At 71.6% G+C, this 17132-nt stretch carries 10 protein-coding genes; 3 read left to right on the top strand and 7 right to left on the bottom strand.

The genetic code is table 11. From position 1 onward, the window contains the following. Positions 1-15: 15 nt before the first annotated feature. Complete coding sequence (gene dusB, locus AC3ETA_RS01360; protein ID WP_432190937.1) at positions 16-1158, top strand: tRNA dihydrouridine synthase DusB; 1143 nt, start codon at positions 16-18, stop codon at positions 1156-1158. 24 nt (positions 1159-1182) lie between these two features. Here the strand turns inward: dusB and AC3ETA_RS01355 are convergent, their stop codons facing one another. The 3 genes from AC3ETA_RS01355 to AC3ETA_RS01345 form a co-directional block, all read right to left on the bottom strand. Further along, complete coding sequence (locus AC3ETA_RS01355; protein ID WP_432190936.1) at positions 1183-3459, bottom strand: CDP-alcohol phosphatidyltransferase; 2277 nt, start codon at positions 3457-3459, stop codon at positions 1183-1185. A 580-nt stretch (positions 3460-4039) separates the two neighbouring features. Beyond that, positions 4040-5980: an amylo-alpha-1,6-glucosidase gene (locus AC3ETA_RS01350; RefSeq protein ID WP_432190935.1), complete on the bottom strand. Its 1941-nt coding sequence runs from the start codon at positions 5978-5980 to the stop codon at positions 4040-4042. Continuing rightward, a complete protein-coding gene (locus tag AC3ETA_RS01345) occupies positions 5977-7374 on the bottom strand; it encodes an MGH1-like glycoside hydrolase domain-containing protein (RefSeq protein WP_432190934.1) in 1398 nt (465 codons plus the stop codon). The genes AC3ETA_RS01350 and AC3ETA_RS01345 overlap by 4 nt, the downstream gene beginning before the upstream one ends. A 121-nt stretch (positions 7375-7495) precedes the next feature. On the opposite strand from AC3ETA_RS01345, the gene AC3ETA_RS01340 reads away from it, so the two are divergent. Beyond that, a complete protein-coding gene (locus tag AC3ETA_RS01340; RefSeq protein WP_432190933.1) occupies positions 7496-8692 on the top strand; it encodes an ROK family transcriptional regulator in 1197 nt (398 codons plus the stop codon). Positions 8693-9099: 407 nt separating this feature from the next. Further along, positions 9100-11820, top strand: a complete 2721-nt coding sequence (gene ppdK / locus AC3ETA_RS01335) for a pyruvate, phosphate dikinase (protein WP_432190932.1) — start codon at positions 9100-9102, stop codon at positions 11818-11820. 202 nt (positions 11821-12022) lie between these two features. Here ppdK and AC3ETA_RS01330 read toward each other — a convergent pair whose 3' ends face one another. The 4 genes from AC3ETA_RS01330 to AC3ETA_RS01315 all read right to left on the bottom strand — a co-directional run bounded on the left by AC3ETA_RS01330 (position 12023) and on the right by AC3ETA_RS01315 (position 17010). Next, positions 12023-12940 (bottom strand): SDR family oxidoreductase, encoded by a 918-nt coding sequence (locus AC3ETA_RS01330; protein ID WP_432191053.1) that lies wholly within the window; start codon positions 12938-12940, stop codon positions 12023-12025. Positions 12941-13220: 280 nt separating this feature from the next. Continuing rightward, positions 13221-14378 (bottom strand): alkaline phosphatase PhoX, encoded by a 1158-nt coding sequence (locus tag AC3ETA_RS01325; protein ID WP_432190931.1) that lies wholly within the window; start codon positions 14376-14378, stop codon positions 13221-13223. Positions 14379-14611: 233 nt separating this feature from the next. Further along, positions 14612-16126, bottom strand: a complete 1515-nt coding sequence (locus AC3ETA_RS01320) for a sensor histidine kinase (RefSeq protein ID WP_432190930.1) — start codon at positions 16124-16126, stop codon at positions 14612-14614. Further along, positions 16123-17010: a response regulator transcription factor gene (locus AC3ETA_RS01315; protein WP_432190929.1), complete on the bottom strand. Its 888-nt coding sequence runs from the start codon at positions 17008-17010 to the stop codon at positions 16123-16125. Before AC3ETA_RS01315 ends, AC3ETA_RS01320 begins: the two co-directional genes overlap by 4 nt. Positions 17011-17132 lie beyond the last annotated feature (122 nt).

Genomic DNA, 17132 nt, shown 5'->3' with positions numbered 1-17132 from the left:
CGTGAGAATGGGTGGATGCCCACGACCGCCTCGCCGTTGCAGATCGGCCCGCACACCGTCCAGCCGCCCGTCGTCCTCGCCCCCATGGCCGGGATCACGAACGCGCCCTTCCGCACCCTGTGCAGGGAGTTCAGCGGTGGCAAGGGGCTGTTCGTCAGCGAGATGATCACGACCCGGGCGCTGGTCGAGCGCAACGAGAAGACCATGCAGCTGATCCACTTCGACGCGACCGAGAAGCCGCGCTCGATCCAGCTGTACGGCGTCGACCCCGCCACCGTCGGCAAGGCCGTCCGCATGATCGCGGAGGAGGGCCTGGCCGATCACATCGACCTGAACTTCGGCTGCCCGGTGCCGAAGGTGACCCGCAAGGGCGGCGGCTCCGCGCTGCCGTTCAAGCGGAACCTGCTGCGGGCGATCCTGCGGGAGGCCGTCAGCGGGGCCGGTGACCTGCCGGTGACGATGAAGATGCGCAAGGGCATCGACGACGACCACATCACCTACCTCGACGCCGGGCGGATCGCCGCCGAGGAGGGCGTCACGGCGATCGCGCTGCACGGCCGTACCGCCGCCCAGCACTACGGCGGCACCGCCGACTGGGACGCCATCGCGCGCCTGAAGGAGCATGTGCCGGAGATCCCCGTGCTCGGCAACGGCGACATCTGGTCGGCCGAGGACGCCGTGCGCATGGTGCGCGAGACCGGCTGCGACGGCGTGGTCGTCGGACGCGGCTGCCTCGGGCGGCCCTGGCTGTTCTCCGATCTGGTCGCGGTCTTCGAAGGACGTGATCAGGACATCGCGCGGCCGACCTTGCGCGAGGTCGCCGACGTCATGGTCCGGCACGCCACCCTGCTCGGCGAGTGGATCGGCGACGAGGCGCGGGGAGTCATCGACTTCCGCAAGCACGTCGCCTGGTACCTGAAGGGCTTCGCGGTCGGCTCCGAGATGCGCAAGCGCCTTGCGATCACGTCCTCGCTCCAGGCGCTGCGCGGCGGTCTCGACGAGCTGGACCTCGACCAGCCCTGGCCCGCCGGCGCGGACGGGCCCCGCGGCCGTACGTCCGGCAACAACCGGGTGGTGCTGCCGGACGGCTGGCTGAAGGACCCCTACGACTGCGCGGGCGTCAGCGAGGACGCGGAGCTGGACACCTCCGGCGGCTGACGCGCCGGGTGCGGTCCGGCGGGGCTACTTCGACGGGTTCGGCGTGGAGCCGTACGCCGTCAGGAAGCGGTCCCGGAAGGAGCTCATCTTCCACACCGGGGCCTCGGGCGCGGGCTGCAGGCCGTCCGTCCAGTTCCAGTCGGCGATCTTGTCCAGCACCTTCGGGTCCTTCGCGACGATCGAGATCGGCACGTCCCGGCTGGCCCTGACGCCGCTGACCCGGGATATCGGCTGGTGGTCGCCCAGGAAGACGAGGACGGTGTCGTCGGTGCCGTAGCGCTCCAGCCACTGGGTGAGGCTGGTGACCGAGTACGAGACGGACTTGCCGTACTCCTGCTTGGAGCGGCTGGAGTCGGAGATGATGTCTCCCGGCTTGACGCCCGCCTTCTGGATGGCCTTGAAGACCGAGCCGTCGCCCAGGTCGTCCCAGTCGACCATCTGCGGGATCGGCGCCCAGGGCTGGTGGCTGGAGGTCAGGATGATCTCCGACATCAGGGGCTTGTCGCGCTCCTTGCCGTGCACCTGGCGCTGGAAGGCTTCCAGGGCGTACTGGTCGGGCATCGTCGACCAGCTGAACTTGGGTCCCTTGTAGCCCAGTTGGAAGGCGTTGTAGACCTTGTCCAGTCCGTAGTACTTCTGCTCCGGCCAGCTCTTCTGCACGCCGGGCATCACGCCGACCGTGTCCCATTCGCCGGTCTTCTTGAAGACCTTGGTGAGGCTGAGGTGGTCGCTGGCCATGACCGTGCGGTAGCGCTGCTGGTTGTCGATCCACAGGCCGGACAGGGTGCTGGAGTGGCCCAGCCAGCTGTTGCCGCCGAACGTCGCCGACGTCAGCCAGCCGCTCTTCGCCTGGAAGCCGGCCTTCGCCAGGGCCTTCGTGCTGGTGTCGAGCGTGTTCGTGACGCCGGGGGCGATCTCCGGGTCCTCGATCGCGCTGCGGCCGTAGCTCTCGATGAAGGTGAAGACGATGTCCTTGCCGCGCAGGTCGGGGACCAGCTGGGCGGGCGGTGTGCCGCCGAACGTGTCGGCCTTCGCGTCCTTCGCGAACTGCGCCTCGTCGCGCAGGGTGTCCAGCGCGCGGCGGGCGTGCACCTTGACGACGCCGGCGGTGTGGTCGGCGGCGATCGGCACGCCGGCGATCTGGACGCCGAACGCCGTGCAGGTGATCCAGACGGTGCCGGCGATCAGGGTGCCCCTGGACGCGTTCGCCTTGTGCCGGGCCAGGAGGTTGGCGACGTGGACGGTGGCGAGGGCGGCCAGGGCTGTCAGGAGTACGGCGAGGAGTATCGAGCCGATCGTGAGCAGCACCGCGGTGGAGCCGCCCATGGAGTCCTGCATGTACGACTGGGCGTCGTCGAGGAGTTCCCAGTCCAGGACGATGTTGAAGTGCCGGCCCAGGTACTCGTTGAAGCCCATGTCCAGCAGGTTGAGCATGGTGAGGGCGCCCAGGAACGCGCCTGTCGTCGCCGCGACGATGATGCGGGGGCGGCGCGGGAGGCTGAGAAGTACGGCGGCGCCGATGACCGCTTCCGCGGGGAGGCGGACGAACTCCCGGAGTCTGAGGCTGCCGAGGGTGTTCGGCATCTGGAGGCAGACGTAGATGAGGGCGGCGGCGAGGAGGGTGAGGGTCCAGCGGAGGTATGGCCGCCGCCGCCCTTCGCCCTCGGCTCCGCCATCGCCCGATTCGCTCCCACCCGCACCACCCGTGACACTCTCGTCCCCGGGTGCGGGTGCCCCCTGCGGGGGCGCATCGCCGTCGGCGGCCGCGGGTTCGGGGGTCCGGGTGTCTGCCGGGGGTTTGTCGGCGTCCGCGGGGTCGTCGGGGTCGTCGTCCGTCGAGGGTTCGTCGTCGGTGGGTGTGAGGGTTCGGGGGTCTGCTGTCGACTGCTGGTCGCTGTCGGCGGCCGGGGGTTCGGGGGTTCGGGTGTCTGCCGGGGGTTTGTCGGCGTCCGCGGGGTCGTCGGGGTCGTCGTCCGTCGAGGGTTCGTCGTCGGTGGGTGTGAGGGTTCGGGGATCCGCTGTCGACTGCTGGTCGCTGTCGGCGGCCTCGGGTTCGGGGGTCCGGTCGTCTGCCGAGGTCTGGTGGGTGTCCGCGGGGGTGCTGGGCCTGTCGCCGGTGATGGGCGTGGGCTCGGGCGCCTGGCCGTCGGGCGAGGGCTCCGGCGCCTCGCTGCTCCCCGGGGGCTCGGGCGGCTGGTGGTCCGGCGGGGGGTCTTCCGAGGGCTTCTTGTCGGTGGGGGCCTCGTCGGTCAAGTCGTCGTTCTTGCCGGTGGGTTGACGAAAGCGCGTGAAGACAGGCACCCGAAGGTCCTTCCGTGCGAGGCCCCTGCTGGAGTTGTGGCGGGCCTCGCTGGGGAGGCTGAGGGCCCGCCATCTCCTCGTACGGGCCGGCCTGCACCTGTGTTCAGCTCCCGCCCCCCAGCGCTCGGCAAACACCCGGCAAACGGCGGGCCAACAGGTCCGAGGTGGCCCGCCAACGGCGTTGAACCCTCGACCGGATGGTCGGCCGCACGGGCCTGCGGGGTCGGCGGCCGCCGACAGCGACCGGCAGTCAACAGCAGACCTCCGAACCCTCACACCCACCGACGACGAGCCCTCGACGGACGACGGGTCCGACGACCCCGCGGACGCCGACAAGCCCCCGGCGGACCTCCGGACCTCCGGCCCCCCGGCCCCCCGGCCCCCCCGGCCCCCCCGGCCCCCCCGGACCTCCGGACCTCCGGACCCCCGGACCCTCGAACCCGCGGCCGCCGACGGCGATGCGCCCCCGCCAGGGCCACCCGCACCCGGCGACGAGAGTGGTACGGGTGGTGCGGGTGGGAACACGGCATCGGGCGACGGCGAAGCCGAGGCCGTGGAACCCCGCACCACCCCGGAGGGGCTACGCCCCGCCCACCGCCGTCAGCAGAGCCAGCGGCGCTGCCGCCGAGCGGGACTCGCGCTCGCACGCATGCGGATACGGCACCGGCTCCGCGTGCGTGTCACGGCCGTACCCCGCCAGCACCTCCGGCAGCCGATGCCCGGTCGTCGTCGCCGCGTCGACCAGCGCGTGCGCCACCGTCCGGGCCTCGTCATGCAGGCCGTAGCGGGCCAGGCCCAAACCGATCAGGGCGTTGTCGTGCGGCCAGACCGAGCCGCGGTGGTAGGAGAGGGGGTGGTAGGCGGGCTGGCCGGAGGCCAGCGTGCGTACGCCCCAGCCCGAGAAGAAGTCCGGCTCCAGCAGACGCCGGCCCACCAGCTCGCCGTACTCCTTGTCCAGCAGCCCGGACCAGAGCAGATGCCCGGCGTCGGATGCGAGGGCGTCCACCTGGCGGCCCTCGCCGTCCAGCGCCAGCGCCGGGAAGGAGTGCACCGGCATCCAGAAGTCCCGCTGGAAACGGTCACGCAGATCGGCCGCCGCCTGCTCCAGGAGCGCCGCGTACGTCCCGTCCTGCCACACCGTGCGGGCCAGCCACGCCGTGCGGCGCAGGGCGTCGTACGCATAGCCCTGGGCGCCCGCCGCCATCACCGGGCCGGCGGGCCGGGTGCCGTCGGAGGAACAGATCGCGCCGGGGGAGTCCTTCCAGTTCTGGTTGGCGAGGCCGCCCTGGTCGGCGCGGTAGACCAGATAGCCGCGGGTGGTGAGGCCGCCGTGGTCCAGCATCCAGCCGATCGCGGCACGGGCGTGCGACTCAAGGCGCCGCGCAAGGGGCGTGTCGCCGGTCTGCTCGACGTACGCGCCGAGCAGGATCAGGAACAGCGGCGTCGCGTCCACGGAGCCGTAGTAACGGCCGTACGGCACCTGCCCGAAGTGCGCCAGCTCGCCGTGCCGGACCTCGTGCACGATCTTGCCGGGCTGGGAGACCCCGTCGGGCCCCGTCCGGGCCGTCGCCTGCGTCGCCGCCAGCGCGGGGAGTGTGGCCGCGGCGAGCCGGGGCCGGTAGGGCAGCGTGAAGAGCGAGGTGAGCAGGGCGTCGCGGCCCAGCAGCGTCAGGAACCATGGGGCTCCGGCGGCCGGTACACGCAGTTCCTCGCCGTCGGGGCCCGTCGCCGGGACCTGGAGCGCGGCCAGGTCGGCCAGACCCCGCGCACAGGCGGCGGCCAGCTCCGGCCAGCCCGTCGGGAAGGCCACACCTTCGACGAACTCACCTTCCTGTGCGATGAGTTGGGCGGAAAGGGCCGCGGGGGAGCGGGGTACGCGCAGGGCGCGTTTGTCGCCGTGCGGGCGGGCCATCACCCGCAGGGTCAGCTCCGTCGTGCCGTGCGGTTCGAGACCCAGGGCCCACACCAGCCGGCGGGCACCGGTCCCGGTCTCCTCGACGGCGTCCGGCGCGGGCTCGGCTGTCACCGTCGTCACCGAGCGCCACTCGCCTCGCTGGTAGCTGAACTCCACGCCGTGGTCAAGGGCCTGTCGGCGCCGCTTGGCGCCGGACTTGGCGTACGTGCGGTGGTCGGAGCGCAGCTCGAACTGGTCGCTGAAGTCGGCGTCGGCGGTCAGCGCGAGACGGATCGTCGTCGGCACCGGACGGTTGCTCGTCACGCGGATGACGTCGATGAACGAGCCGTCGCCGACGGCCTGTTCGCGGAAGAGCGTGTACGCCGGAGGCTCGTCGCGTCCGCCGCGCGGCACCAGCACACAGCGTGCCGTGTCACCGTCGGCCACCGGCGAGAGCGTCTCGGGCACCGCCCCGTCCACGGTGAGCTGCCAGCGGCTCAGATGCCTGGCGTCGCGTACGAACAACCCCTCCGGAGAGCCGGCGGCCCGTACGCCGCTGATGTCGCCGGCGTCGCCCACGGCGGCGAACGTACCCCCGTACACGAGCAGATGGTGACGGTCCGTCATCCCCGGTCCCCTCCCTTGGAATCCATGAGTTCCTCGAAGTCGTGCAGCAGGTCGAGCGTGAGCGCCGCCGTCCAGCTGAAGCGTGTGGTGCCGCAGGCCTTGCCGGTGTACGGATCGACGTACTCGGCGAAGTCGGAGGCGACGGCGAGGTCGAGCATCGCCTCGCGCAGCGCCTCGGCCCGGTCCCGCTCGCCGTGCGTGCGCAGGCCCCGCTCCAGCAGCCAGCCGGTGTTGAACCAGGCCGGGCCCCGCCAGTAGCGGTGCGGGTCGAAGGCCTCGCCCAGGAGGTCGTAGGACGGGGCGAGGCGGGTGGTGCGGCCGAGGCCGAAATGCGGGCCGTGCGCCGTGCCGACCAGGGTGGCGGCGATGTCGCGCGGGAGCGTCGGCAGGAGGAGCGGGATCAGGCCGCTGACTCCGCGCTCCGGGATGAGCCCGCCCGACCGCACGTCGTGGCAGAGGAACATGCCGCTCGCCGGATCCCACATGCGGTCGATCAGTGCCGCCGTCAGGCGTTCGGCGCGCGCGTGCCGGGCCGTGCCGGTCGCCCCCAGCTCCCGCGCGATGCCGGCCAGCGCGTGCTCGGAGGCGATGAGCAGGGCGTTGAACGCCGGGTCCTCGACGGCGAACAGCCCCTGGCCATCCGCGTACTCGCCGTCCCGGTAGTCCGTCGCCAGCCGCACGTACCGCCCGTAGTCCAGATCCGTCGGCCGGTCCTCCGCCGCCCCGTGGTCGAGGTCGGCCCGGCGGAAGGAGCGGGTCGGCGCGGGCGGGACGCGGCGCAGGGGCGCGTCCCAGCAGGGGCTGTTGTCCATGCCCTGTTCCCAGGGGTGCACGACCGACGCGAGGCCGGCGCCGCCGAGGTCGCGCCGGTGCAGCAGATAGCGGTGCCAGGCGGCCAGCCGGGGATAGACCCGAGTGAGGAAACCGCGCGCCCGGGACAGCCCCGGGTCGGCGCGGTGCACCAGCCAGGCGGCCAGCGCGTGCACCGGTGGCTGCACGATGCCGGAGGTCTGTACGGTGCGCGGGGCGCCCGCGGCCCGCCCGGCGGTCGAGGAGCGCCAGAAGTCGGGGCTCGGGAAGTAGGCGTCGAGCGGCACGGAGGGGTTGAAGACGATGTGCGGGACGCGCCCGTCACCCCACTGGGCGTCGAGCAGCGTCTCCAGTTCCGTCTGGGCCCGTAACGGCGAGACGTGCCTCAGGCCGATCGCGATGAACGCGGAGTCCCAGGACCACTGGTGGGGGTACAGACCACGTGAGGGCACCGTGGAGGTGCCGGTCCAGTTCTCCTCCAGTACACGGGCGGCTCCGGCGTGCGGGGAGTCCGCCTCGGGCGGCGGATCGTATGCAATGTCACGGTCCGCGCGGCGGGCGGTGAGTTGGGCAGTGCGATCCACTCGGGGCTCCCCGAAAAGACGTCCGGCCGACCGGTTCGGTCGGCAACACCTTAGAGTTACGTCTATTTAACACGCAAAATCTAATATGTAATGCAAGCTTGAGAAACACAAGGGGGTGTGCATGAGCGCACGGGGTCAGATCAGCGCCGGGGATCTGCTCGAACTGGTGCGGAGCGGACGGGCCGTCACGCGCGGAGCACTTCAGCAGGCCACCGGGCTCTCCCGTGCCACCGTCGGCCAGCGCCTCGACCGCCTCTTCCGCGCCGGCTGGCTGCGCGAAGGCGCCGGCGGCCCCGTGGACTCCCCGCTGGGCGGTCGCCCCTCCATCACGCTGGAGTTCGACGACGCCCACGCCATCGTGCTCGCCGCCGACCTGGAGACCCGGCACGCGCGTGCCGCCGTACTGACGCTGACCGGCGAGATCCTCGCCGAGCACAGCGGCACGCTGGTCGTCGAGGACGGGCCGGAGGCGGTGCTGGGCGAGCTGGGGCACTGGTTCGCCGAACTGCTGGAGAAGGCCGGGCGGCGGGCCGGAGAGGTCTGCGGCATCGGGCTCGCGGTGCCTGGCCCCGTGGACAGCGAGACCGGCCGCGTCGTCCAGCCGCCGATCATGCCCGGCTGGGACGGCTACGACATAACGGGCCGGCTGGCGAGGGCCTTCGGCGAGGAGACCGGCGCGGCGCCCGTGCCGGTCCTCGTCGACAACGACGCCAACCTCATGGCGTACGGCGAACAGCGCACCGGATACCCGGACTGCTCGGCCTTCGTCCTGGTCAAGGTGTCGACCGGTATCGGCGCCGGGGTCGTCGTGGACGGCTCGGTCTACCGGGGCATCGACGGGGGCGCCGGCGACATCGGGCACATCCGGGTGGGCGCCGACGCCCAGTGCCGCTGCGGCTCCCACGGCTGTCTGGCCGCCGTCGCCAGCGGTCGTGCCGTGGCCCGGCGGCTGGCCGAGACGGGCGTGCCGGCGGCCTCCGGCTCGGACGTACGGGACCTGCTCGCGTCCGGACACCCGGGGGCGGCGGCGCTGGCCCGGGAGGCGGGGCGGCAGGTCGGGGACGTACTGGCGACCGTGGTGACGCTGCTCAACCCCGGAGTGCTGATGATCGCCGGGGATCTGGCCGGGACGGCCTTCCTGACCGGGGTCCGGGAGCTGCTGTACCAGCGGGCGCTGCCGCGCTCCACCGCTCATCTGGACGTCGTGACCTCGCGGCTGGGGGAGCGGGCCGGGCTGATCGGGGCCGGGGCGCTCGTCGTGGAGCATCTCTACGCGCCCGAGCGGGTGGAAGACCGGCTGGTCGCGCTGGGTGTGTGACGGCCGTGTTTCCGTTTCGGGGCCGGGTCCGCATGGTGAAATTCCGGCGGCTGTGGCAGCGTGATTCTCGCCACCCTTGATAAGGGTTCCGCTCAGATGAGCGGATCTTGAGCGGCTGCACTTCTCCAAGGGGTGGCACTGGGTGCCACCCCTTGATCGTTCATCGATCGAAATCAAACGTGCGGAGAGTCCGCTCATGTGAGCGGTAAACTGCACTTGAGGGCGCTCCTGCGTTCAAGAAGTGAAAACATCAGCCCGTCACGGCTTGCCAAGCCTTGACTTTCGATCCACTGGCGGACGGGTGGTTACAGGCGCATGACGCGTGAGTAGACGTACCCAGGCGCCTTCGATCTGGGTATGTTCCTCGCCGTCAGGGCAGCCACCACGTCCTCGAGGGAGTCGAGACCGTGTCGGAAAACAAAGAACCCCACGTAGCGAAGTTCGTTTACGACTTCACCGAGGGAAACAAGGACCTCAAGGACCTCCTGGGTGGCAAGGGCGCCAACCTCGCCGAGATGACCAACCTGGGGCTTCCCGTTCCCCCGGGCTTCACGATCACGACGGAAGCCTGCAAGGTCTACCTCGACAGCGGCGCGGAGCCGGCGGCACTGCGTGACGAGGTGAGTGCGCACCTCGACGCTCTCGAGAGCCGCATGGGCAAGAAGCTCGGCCAGGCCGACAACCCGCTTCTGGTCTCGGTCCGCTCCGGCGCCAAGTTCTCCATGCCCGGCATGATGGACACGGTCCTCAACATCGGACTCTCCGACAAGTCCGTGAAGGGCCTCGCCGACCAGGCCGGCGACGAGCGGTTCGCGTGGGACTCCTACCGCCGCCTCATCCAGATGTTCGGCAAGACCGTCCTCGGCGTCGACGGCGACCTCTTCGAGGAGGCCCTCGACAAGGCCAAGGAGGCCAAGAAGGTCACGGTCGACACCGACCTGGAGGCCGCCGACCTCAAGAAGCTGGTCACCGCCTTCAAGAAGATCGTCAAGAAGGAGGCCGGCCGGGACTTCCCGCAGGAGCCCCGCGAGCAGATGGACCTCGCCATCGAGGCGGTCTTCAACTCGTGGAACACCGACCGCGCCAAGCTCTACCGCCGCCAGGAGCGCATCCCCGGCGACCTCGGCACGGCCGTCAACGTCTGCTCGATGGTCTTCGGCAACCTCGGCCCGGACTCCGGCACCGGCGTCGCCTTCACCCGTGACCCCGCCTCCGGCCACCAGGGCGTCTACGGCGACTACCTCCAGAACGCCCAGGGCGAGGACGTGGTCGCGGGCATCCGCAACACCGTGCCGCTCGCGGAGCTGGAGTCGATCGACAAGAAGTCGTACGACCAGCTGATGCAGATCATGGAGACGCTGGAGAACCACTACAAGGACCTCTGCGACATCGAGTTCACGATCGAGCGCGGTCAGCTGTGGATGCTCCAGACCCGCGTCGGCAAGCGCACGGCGGGCGCCGCCTTCCGTATCGCGACCCAGCTCGTGGACCAGGGCCTCATCGACGAGGCGGAGGCGCTCCAGCGCGTCAACGGCGCCCAGCTCGCGCAGCTGATGTTCCCGAAGTTCGACGAGGAGGCGAAGGTCGAGCAGGTCGGCCGGGGCATCGCGGCGTCGCCGGGTGCGGCGGTCGGCAAGGCCGTCTTCGACTCGTACACCGCGGTCAAGTGGTCGCGTTCGGGCGAGAAGGTCATCCTGGTCCGCCGGGAGACCAACCCCGACGACCTCGACGGCATGATCGCGGCCGAGGGCATCCTGACCTCGCGCGGCGGCAAGACCTCCCACGCGGCCGTCGTCGCGCGCGGCATGGGCAAGACCTGTGTCTGCGGCGCGGAGGAGCTGGAGGTCGACACCAAGCGCCGCCGCATGACGGTCCCCGGCGGGCACGTCGTCGAGGAAGGCGACGTCATCTCGATCGACGGCTCGTCCGGCAAGGTCTACCTGGGCGAGGTCCCGGTGGTCCCCTCTCCCGTCGTGGAGTACTTCGAGGGCCGTATGCACGCGGGTGCGCAGGACGCCGACGAGCTGGTCGAGGCGGTCCACCGCATCATGGCCTTCGCGGACCGCAAGCGCCGGCTGCGGGTGCGCGCCAACGCGGACAACGCCGAGGACGCGCTGCGCGCCCGGCGCTTCGGCGCCCAGGGCATCGGCCTGTGCCGCACCGAGCACATGTTCCTCGGCGAGCGCCGCGAGATGGTGGAGAGGCTGATCCTCGCCGACACCGAGGAGGTCCGCGAGGCCGCCTTGGCGGAGCTGCTGCCGCTGCAGAAGAAGGACTTCGTCGAGCTGTTCTCGGCGATGGACGGGCTGCCGGTGACGATCCGTCTCCTCGACCCGCCGCTGCACGAGTTCCTGCCCGACATCACGGAGCTCTCGGTCCGCGTGGCCCTGGCGGAGTCCCGTCAGGAGCCCCACGAGAACGAGCTGCGCCTCCTCCAGGCCGTCCACCGCCTGCACGAGCAGAACCCGATGCTGGGCCTGCGCGGCGTACGCCTGGGCCTGGTCATCCCCGGTCTGTTCACGATGCAGGTCCGCGCGATCGCGGAAGCGGCCGCCGAGCGCAAGAACGCCAAGGGCGACCCGCGCGCCGAGATCATGATCCCGCTCGTCGGCACCGTCCAGGAGCTGGAGATCGTCCGCGAGGAGGCCGACCAGGTCATCGCGGAGGTCGAGGCGGCGACCGGTACAAAGCTGAAGCTCTCGATCGGCACGATGATCGAACTCCCGCGCGCCGCGCTCACCGCCGGCCAGATCGCCGAGGCGGCGGAGTTCTTCAGCTTCGGCACGAACGACCTCACCCAGACGGTGTGGGGCTTCAGCCGGGACGACGTGGAGGCGAGCTTCTTCACGGCCTACCTGGAGAAGGGCATCTTCGGCGTCTCCCCGTTCGAGACGATCGACAAGGACGGCGTCGGCTCCCTGGTCGCCGCGGCGGCGCAGGCGGGCCGTGAGACCCGCCCCGACCTGAAGCTCGGCGTCTGCGGCGAGCACGGCGGTGACCCCGAGTCGGTGCACTTCTTCCACGAGGTCGGCCTCGACTACGTCTCCTGCTCGCCGTTCCGCATCCCGGTGGCGCGCCTGGAGGCGGGGCGCGCGGCGTCCGAGTCGGTGGGCAGCGACCACCGCTAGCGGTACGGGCCGTACGAGCCGTCCGGCCCGTACGGCCCTCGGAACCCCGGAGCCGCTGCCCGTCCCCGACCCTCAAGACCGATGGGCGGCGGCTCCGGATCACGAAGGAGGGCGGCACCCTGTGCGGAGGGTGCCGCCCTTCCGTGCGTCGGCAGCCGTGTCGGCAGGCCCGCCGGCCGGGCTCGGTGCATGACGGTTCGGGTCACCGAGGAGGACGGGAACGCGGGGCCTCGGAGATGTGGGCGTCCCAGTCGGCGCGCCCACCCGCGCCCATCACTCCGAGGTCTACGGCGAGCCCGTCGGAGTCCGTCCGGCGCAGCTCTCGGCGGGCCACCCGGGTGACCACGGTGGGGAACAAGGGGCGCAGGGGCTGGCACCAGCGCAGCCAGGGCGGAGCGTAGATGTGGGGAGCCCGGCCGGTGACGCCCGCGGTGAGCCATTCGGCCACCTGCTCGGGGCTGTGCACGCGGCGGGCGAACCACGGCTGGTGGGCCCGCAGGGCCCGCAGTACCGGGTGATCGTCCATTCCGCTGATCATGTCCGTGCCCGTCCAGTGCACGTAGGCGATGCCGACCGCGACACCGTCGGGCTCGACCTTGCCGCGCAGGGCACGTGCGAAGGATTCCGCACCGGCTTTGGAGGCGCAGTACGCGCTCATCATGGGTGCCGAGCCGAAGGCGGCTGTGGAGGCGATCTGCAGGAAGTAGCCGCGCGTGCGGGACAGCTGGGGCAGGAAGGCGCGGGCGGTGTTCGCCGCACCGATCAGGTTGACGTCGATGACGCGCCGCCAGAGATCGGCGTCCGTCTGACGGAACGGACCGCCGGCTGCGACGCCGGCGTTGGCCACGACGACGGCCGCGTCTCCCAGCCGGCCCGCGACCTGCTCCGCCGCGCGGTCGAGTGCGTCCTGGTCGGTGACGTCCGCCTCGATACACAGGGTCGGGCCGGGAAGTGAGGCTGCCGCGTCCTGGAGGGACCGCGCCTCGCGACCGAGCAGGGCGACGTGCGTGCCGGCCTCCGACAGCCGCCGCGCGAGGGCCTCGCCGATTCCACGGGCGGCCCCGGTGACGACGGCGACCCGCCCCCGCAGAGGCGAGTCGTGGACGACGTCCCTCTGCATACGGTTCTCGCTCTCCACCACTGCGACGTGTCGGCGCATTCTGCGTGTGCCCTCCTGACACGAGTGCGTCCACCAACCCTGGCGCGGAGCGCCTTCCTCGGTCGAGTGCTCACCAGGTATTCGCCCCTTGAGCACCGGACGGATGCACCGCAACGGCCGGGCCACGACCACCGTGCAGGCGACGGCGGCCGACTTCGTCGACGTGCAGTGAGCCCGGCCCGGTGAGGAGAGCCGTCCGCCGCGGCCGGTGCCGCGGCGGACGGCCGTCGGAGTCGTACCGCTACGCGCGGAAGGGCCCCGTCACCTCGTACGTGATGCCGCCCGACGAGCTGCCGCTCGTGCCGCGCTGGCTGGAGAAGTACAGGCGGGTGCCGTCGGGGGAGAACGCCGGCCCGGTGATCTCCGAGCCGGACTGGCCGTCGACGCGCAGGAACGAGGCGACGACGTCGTCCGGGGTGATCAGACAGATCTCCATGTTGCCGCCGTCCTCGGCGACGAACAGGTCGCCGGAGGAGGAGCCGGTGATGTTGTCGACGCCGGTGAGCGGGGCCGTGCCGTTGACGAGGGAGTCGTCGTAGGCCAGCTCGTAGGTGCTCGACGTGAGGTCGAGCTGCCAGACGCGGTTGTCGCCCTTGGTCGTGAACCAGACCGTGTTGTCGGCGTAGTGGCAGCCCTCACCGCCGTTGAAGGACTTGGAGCCCGAGACCTGCGAGCGGGTCGCGGTCGGGGAGCCGTCCGGGTCGGGGACGTTCCCCCAGGTGAAGGAGCCGGAGGTGCCGCTGCCCGCGACCAGCACCTGAAGGGTGCCCGAGGACAGGTTGCCCCAGGTCGTCGGCACGAACCGGTAGAAGCGGCCGTTGGTCTCGTCCTCGGTCAGGTAGATCACCCGGCGCACCGGGTCCGCGGCCGCCGCCTCGTGCTTGAAGCGGCCCATCGCCGCACGCCGCACAGCGGCGTTCACGCCCCACGGGTCGGTCTCGTAGACGTAGCCCAGGGACACCTCCTCGCAGGACAGCCAGGTGTTCCACGGGGTCTTGCCGCCCGCGCAGTTCTGCCGGGTGGACGAGAGGATCCGGTAGGCGGCCGTGATCGAGCCCGTCGACGAGAACTTCACCGCGCTCGCGCCGCCGGAGGGGTTGATCTCCGAGTTGGAGACGTAGATCCAGCCGCTGCCGTCCGCGTAACAGGCGCCGCCGTCCGGGGCGTTGTGCCAGGTGTACGACGTTCCGGAGACCGTCTGGCCGGAGCGGGCGATGACGCGGCTGGTGAAGCCACTGGGGAGTCTGATGCCGTTGGCGTCGGGAGAGCCCAGCGCCCCGTAGGGGCCGGGGCCGGGCTGGGCCGGCGCGGCGTACGCGGCGCCGCGCCACAGGGTTCCGCCGAAGACGGCGGCGGAACCGCCGAGGACGGCCGCACGCAGCAGATTACGACGTTCCACTCTCACTCCAAGAGGTGGAGACCGCCCCGCCACCGGTCGGCGACGGGGGTCGTGCCTGGGGAGCGGCATGGAAACTAGAGGCGCATGGTTGACGGACCGTGGCCAACGCGTGACCGACGGACGGCATACCCGAGTGCTGCGTGTGTGCTGCTCATCGACGCTCAGCCGAGTGCCACCCGCGTACGCTCCCCGGAGTGCCGCCACCCCGGTGCGCCCCCTGAGTATCCCCGCCCTCACCCACGCAACGCCGGTATCACCCGCTTGCGTTGCCCGGTCGCCTTGTCGACCCCCGGACCGAGCGGGCCGAGCGGACCCAGGGGTCCGTGACCCTCGCGCGGCGGCTCCGCCGACGGCAGGCGGATCACCGCGTCCAGACCGCCCGAACGCGCGGCGTGCAGGCTCGCCTCGCCGCCGCTCGCGTGGGCGAGACGCTGGACCAGTGACAGGCCGAGGCCCGTGCCGCCCTTGGGGGCGCCCGGCGCCCGCCAGAACCGGTCGAAGGCGCGGTCCCGCTGCTCCGCGGTCATGCCGGGGCCCTCGTCGGTGACGTGCAGGTCGACCCAGGCGGGACGGGCGTCACGCAGGGCGCGCCGGGCCGGGACGTGCAGCCGTAGCTCCATGGTCACGGTGGAGTCGCGCGGGGAGGCGCGCAGCGCGTTGGAGAGCAGGTTGTCCACGATCTGCTCGACGCCGCCCGGCACCGCAAGCACCGGCCCCACACTGCCCGCGAACAGCACCAGCGAGACCCGCTGTTGCTCGAACAGCGGCTGCCAGGTGCGGTGCCGCTCCGCGCAGACGGCGCCCACGTCGACCTGGGCGGGCGAGGCGGAGTCCTCCTCCAGGCGGGCCATCGCCAGCAGCCCCTCGACCATCCGGGACAGCCGGTCCGTCTCGGTCACGGCGGCGGTGAGGCTGCCGAGGCCACGGTCGGAGACGTTCGGCTCCAGGTTCTCGAGCCGCAGCCGCAGTGCCGCCAGCGGCGTCTTGAGCTGGTGCGAGGCCTCGCCCGCGAACGCCCGCTGGGCGGCGAGGAGATGGGCGAGCCGGGCCGCCGTACGGTTGAACGCGGTGGCCAGCCGGCGCACCTCCGGCGGCCCCTTCGTCATCGTCACCGGCGTGGCCCGCCCGCCCTCGGCCAGCTCATGGGTGGCCCGCTCCAGCTCACGGATCGGCCGGCCGGTCCAGCGGGCGATGGCGAACCCCACGACCGCGACCGCGGTGAGCACACCGAGCCCGCCGAGCGCCAGCAACAGCCAGACGTGATGGACGCGTTCGTGCACCGTCCGGGTCGGCACCGTCAGCCATACGGCACCCTGCAGCCCCGAGGTGTGGCGGACCGGCGCGGCCACCGAGAGGTACTCGACCCCGCCGATGGTCGACGTACGGACGTCCACCGTGGAGGTGCCGTGCAGGGCGGCCGCGATGCCGGGGCGCGAGGCGAGGCCGGACGACATGACGGCGGCCCGCGGATGCGAGGTCGCGAGCAGCGCGCCCACGGCGTCCACGATCACCACCTTGCCGCCGATCCGTTCGGCGCAGTGCACCACCCGGCGCGGCAGATCCCGCTCGGCGCGGCCCGCGCTGAGCGACAGCGAGGCGTACGCGGAGACCGACTCGGCCTCGTCCTTCGCCGCGTTCACCACCCGCTCCCGCTCGCTGCGCGAGTACACGAAGCCCAGCGGGATCTCCAGGCACAGCAGCACGAGCGCGGCGAGGCTGAGGTAGCTGAGCAGCAGCCGGCGGGTCACGGCGAGGACACCTGCTGCCCGCCCGGTTCGGTCTGCACCGCCAGCCGGAAGCCGACCCCGCGCAGCGTCTGGATCCACGCCGGGTTGCCCAACTTGCGCCGCAGCGAGGCGACATGGACGTCCAGTGTCTTGGTCGGGCCCTCGTAGTGCGGGTCCCACACCCGGTCCAGGATCTGCTGCCGGGAGTACACCGCACCCGGATCCTCGGTCAGCAGCGCCAGCAGCTCGAACTCCTTCGGCGTGAGGGTGACGGGGATCTCGCCGACCCAGACCTGACGGGTGCGGCGGTCCACGACCAACGGGCCGGGCGGGTAGGAGGGCCGGGGTGTCGGGTCGTCGTACGACGGAAGCGGCGCGGCCTCGTAGGAGGGTGCGGTGGGCGGCGGGGCGGCCGCCCGTTCCGCCAGCGCCCCGGCCCGCAACCGCTCCACCAGCGCCTCCGTACGGCCACGGTCCAGCGCCGCCGTCCCGATGCGCTCCGGCTCGCCCGGAGCCTCCGTACCCACCGTCTCCGCCGCCGACTCCGTCCGCTGGGTCCGGCGGGTCACGGCGCGCACCCGTGCCACCAGCTCCCGGATGCTGAACGGCTTCGCGAGATAGTCGTCCGCCCCCAGCTCCAGCCCCAGCACCCGGTCGGCCTCCTCACCCCGCGCACTCAGGATGATGACCGGCACGTCCGAGAGCCGCCGGATGCCCCGGCACACGTCGACCCCGTCCATGTCCGGCAGCCCCAGGTCCAGCAGGACGACATCGCCGTACGGCCTTCTCAACCCCTCCGCCCCGGTGGTCACGTGATCCACCGTCAGCCCGAAGTGAGCCAGTCCCTCGGCGAGCGGTTCGGCGATCGTCTCGTCGTCCTCGATGAGCAGCACTCGTATGCCCATGCGTCCTGTCTCTCCGTGAATTTGCATTCTCTGCCCTGACGTCGACACGCTACAAGAAACAAGCGCTTGCGGGGCATTGCGACAAAGAATGTCCAATTACTGGACGCGCTCTGGGTTTTACT

The sequence above is a fragment of the Streptomyces sp. bgisy027 genome, assembly GCF_057710365.1.
Note: the sequence above shows the minus strand (reverse complement) of the source record. Positions and strands in the feature narration are given on the sequence as shown.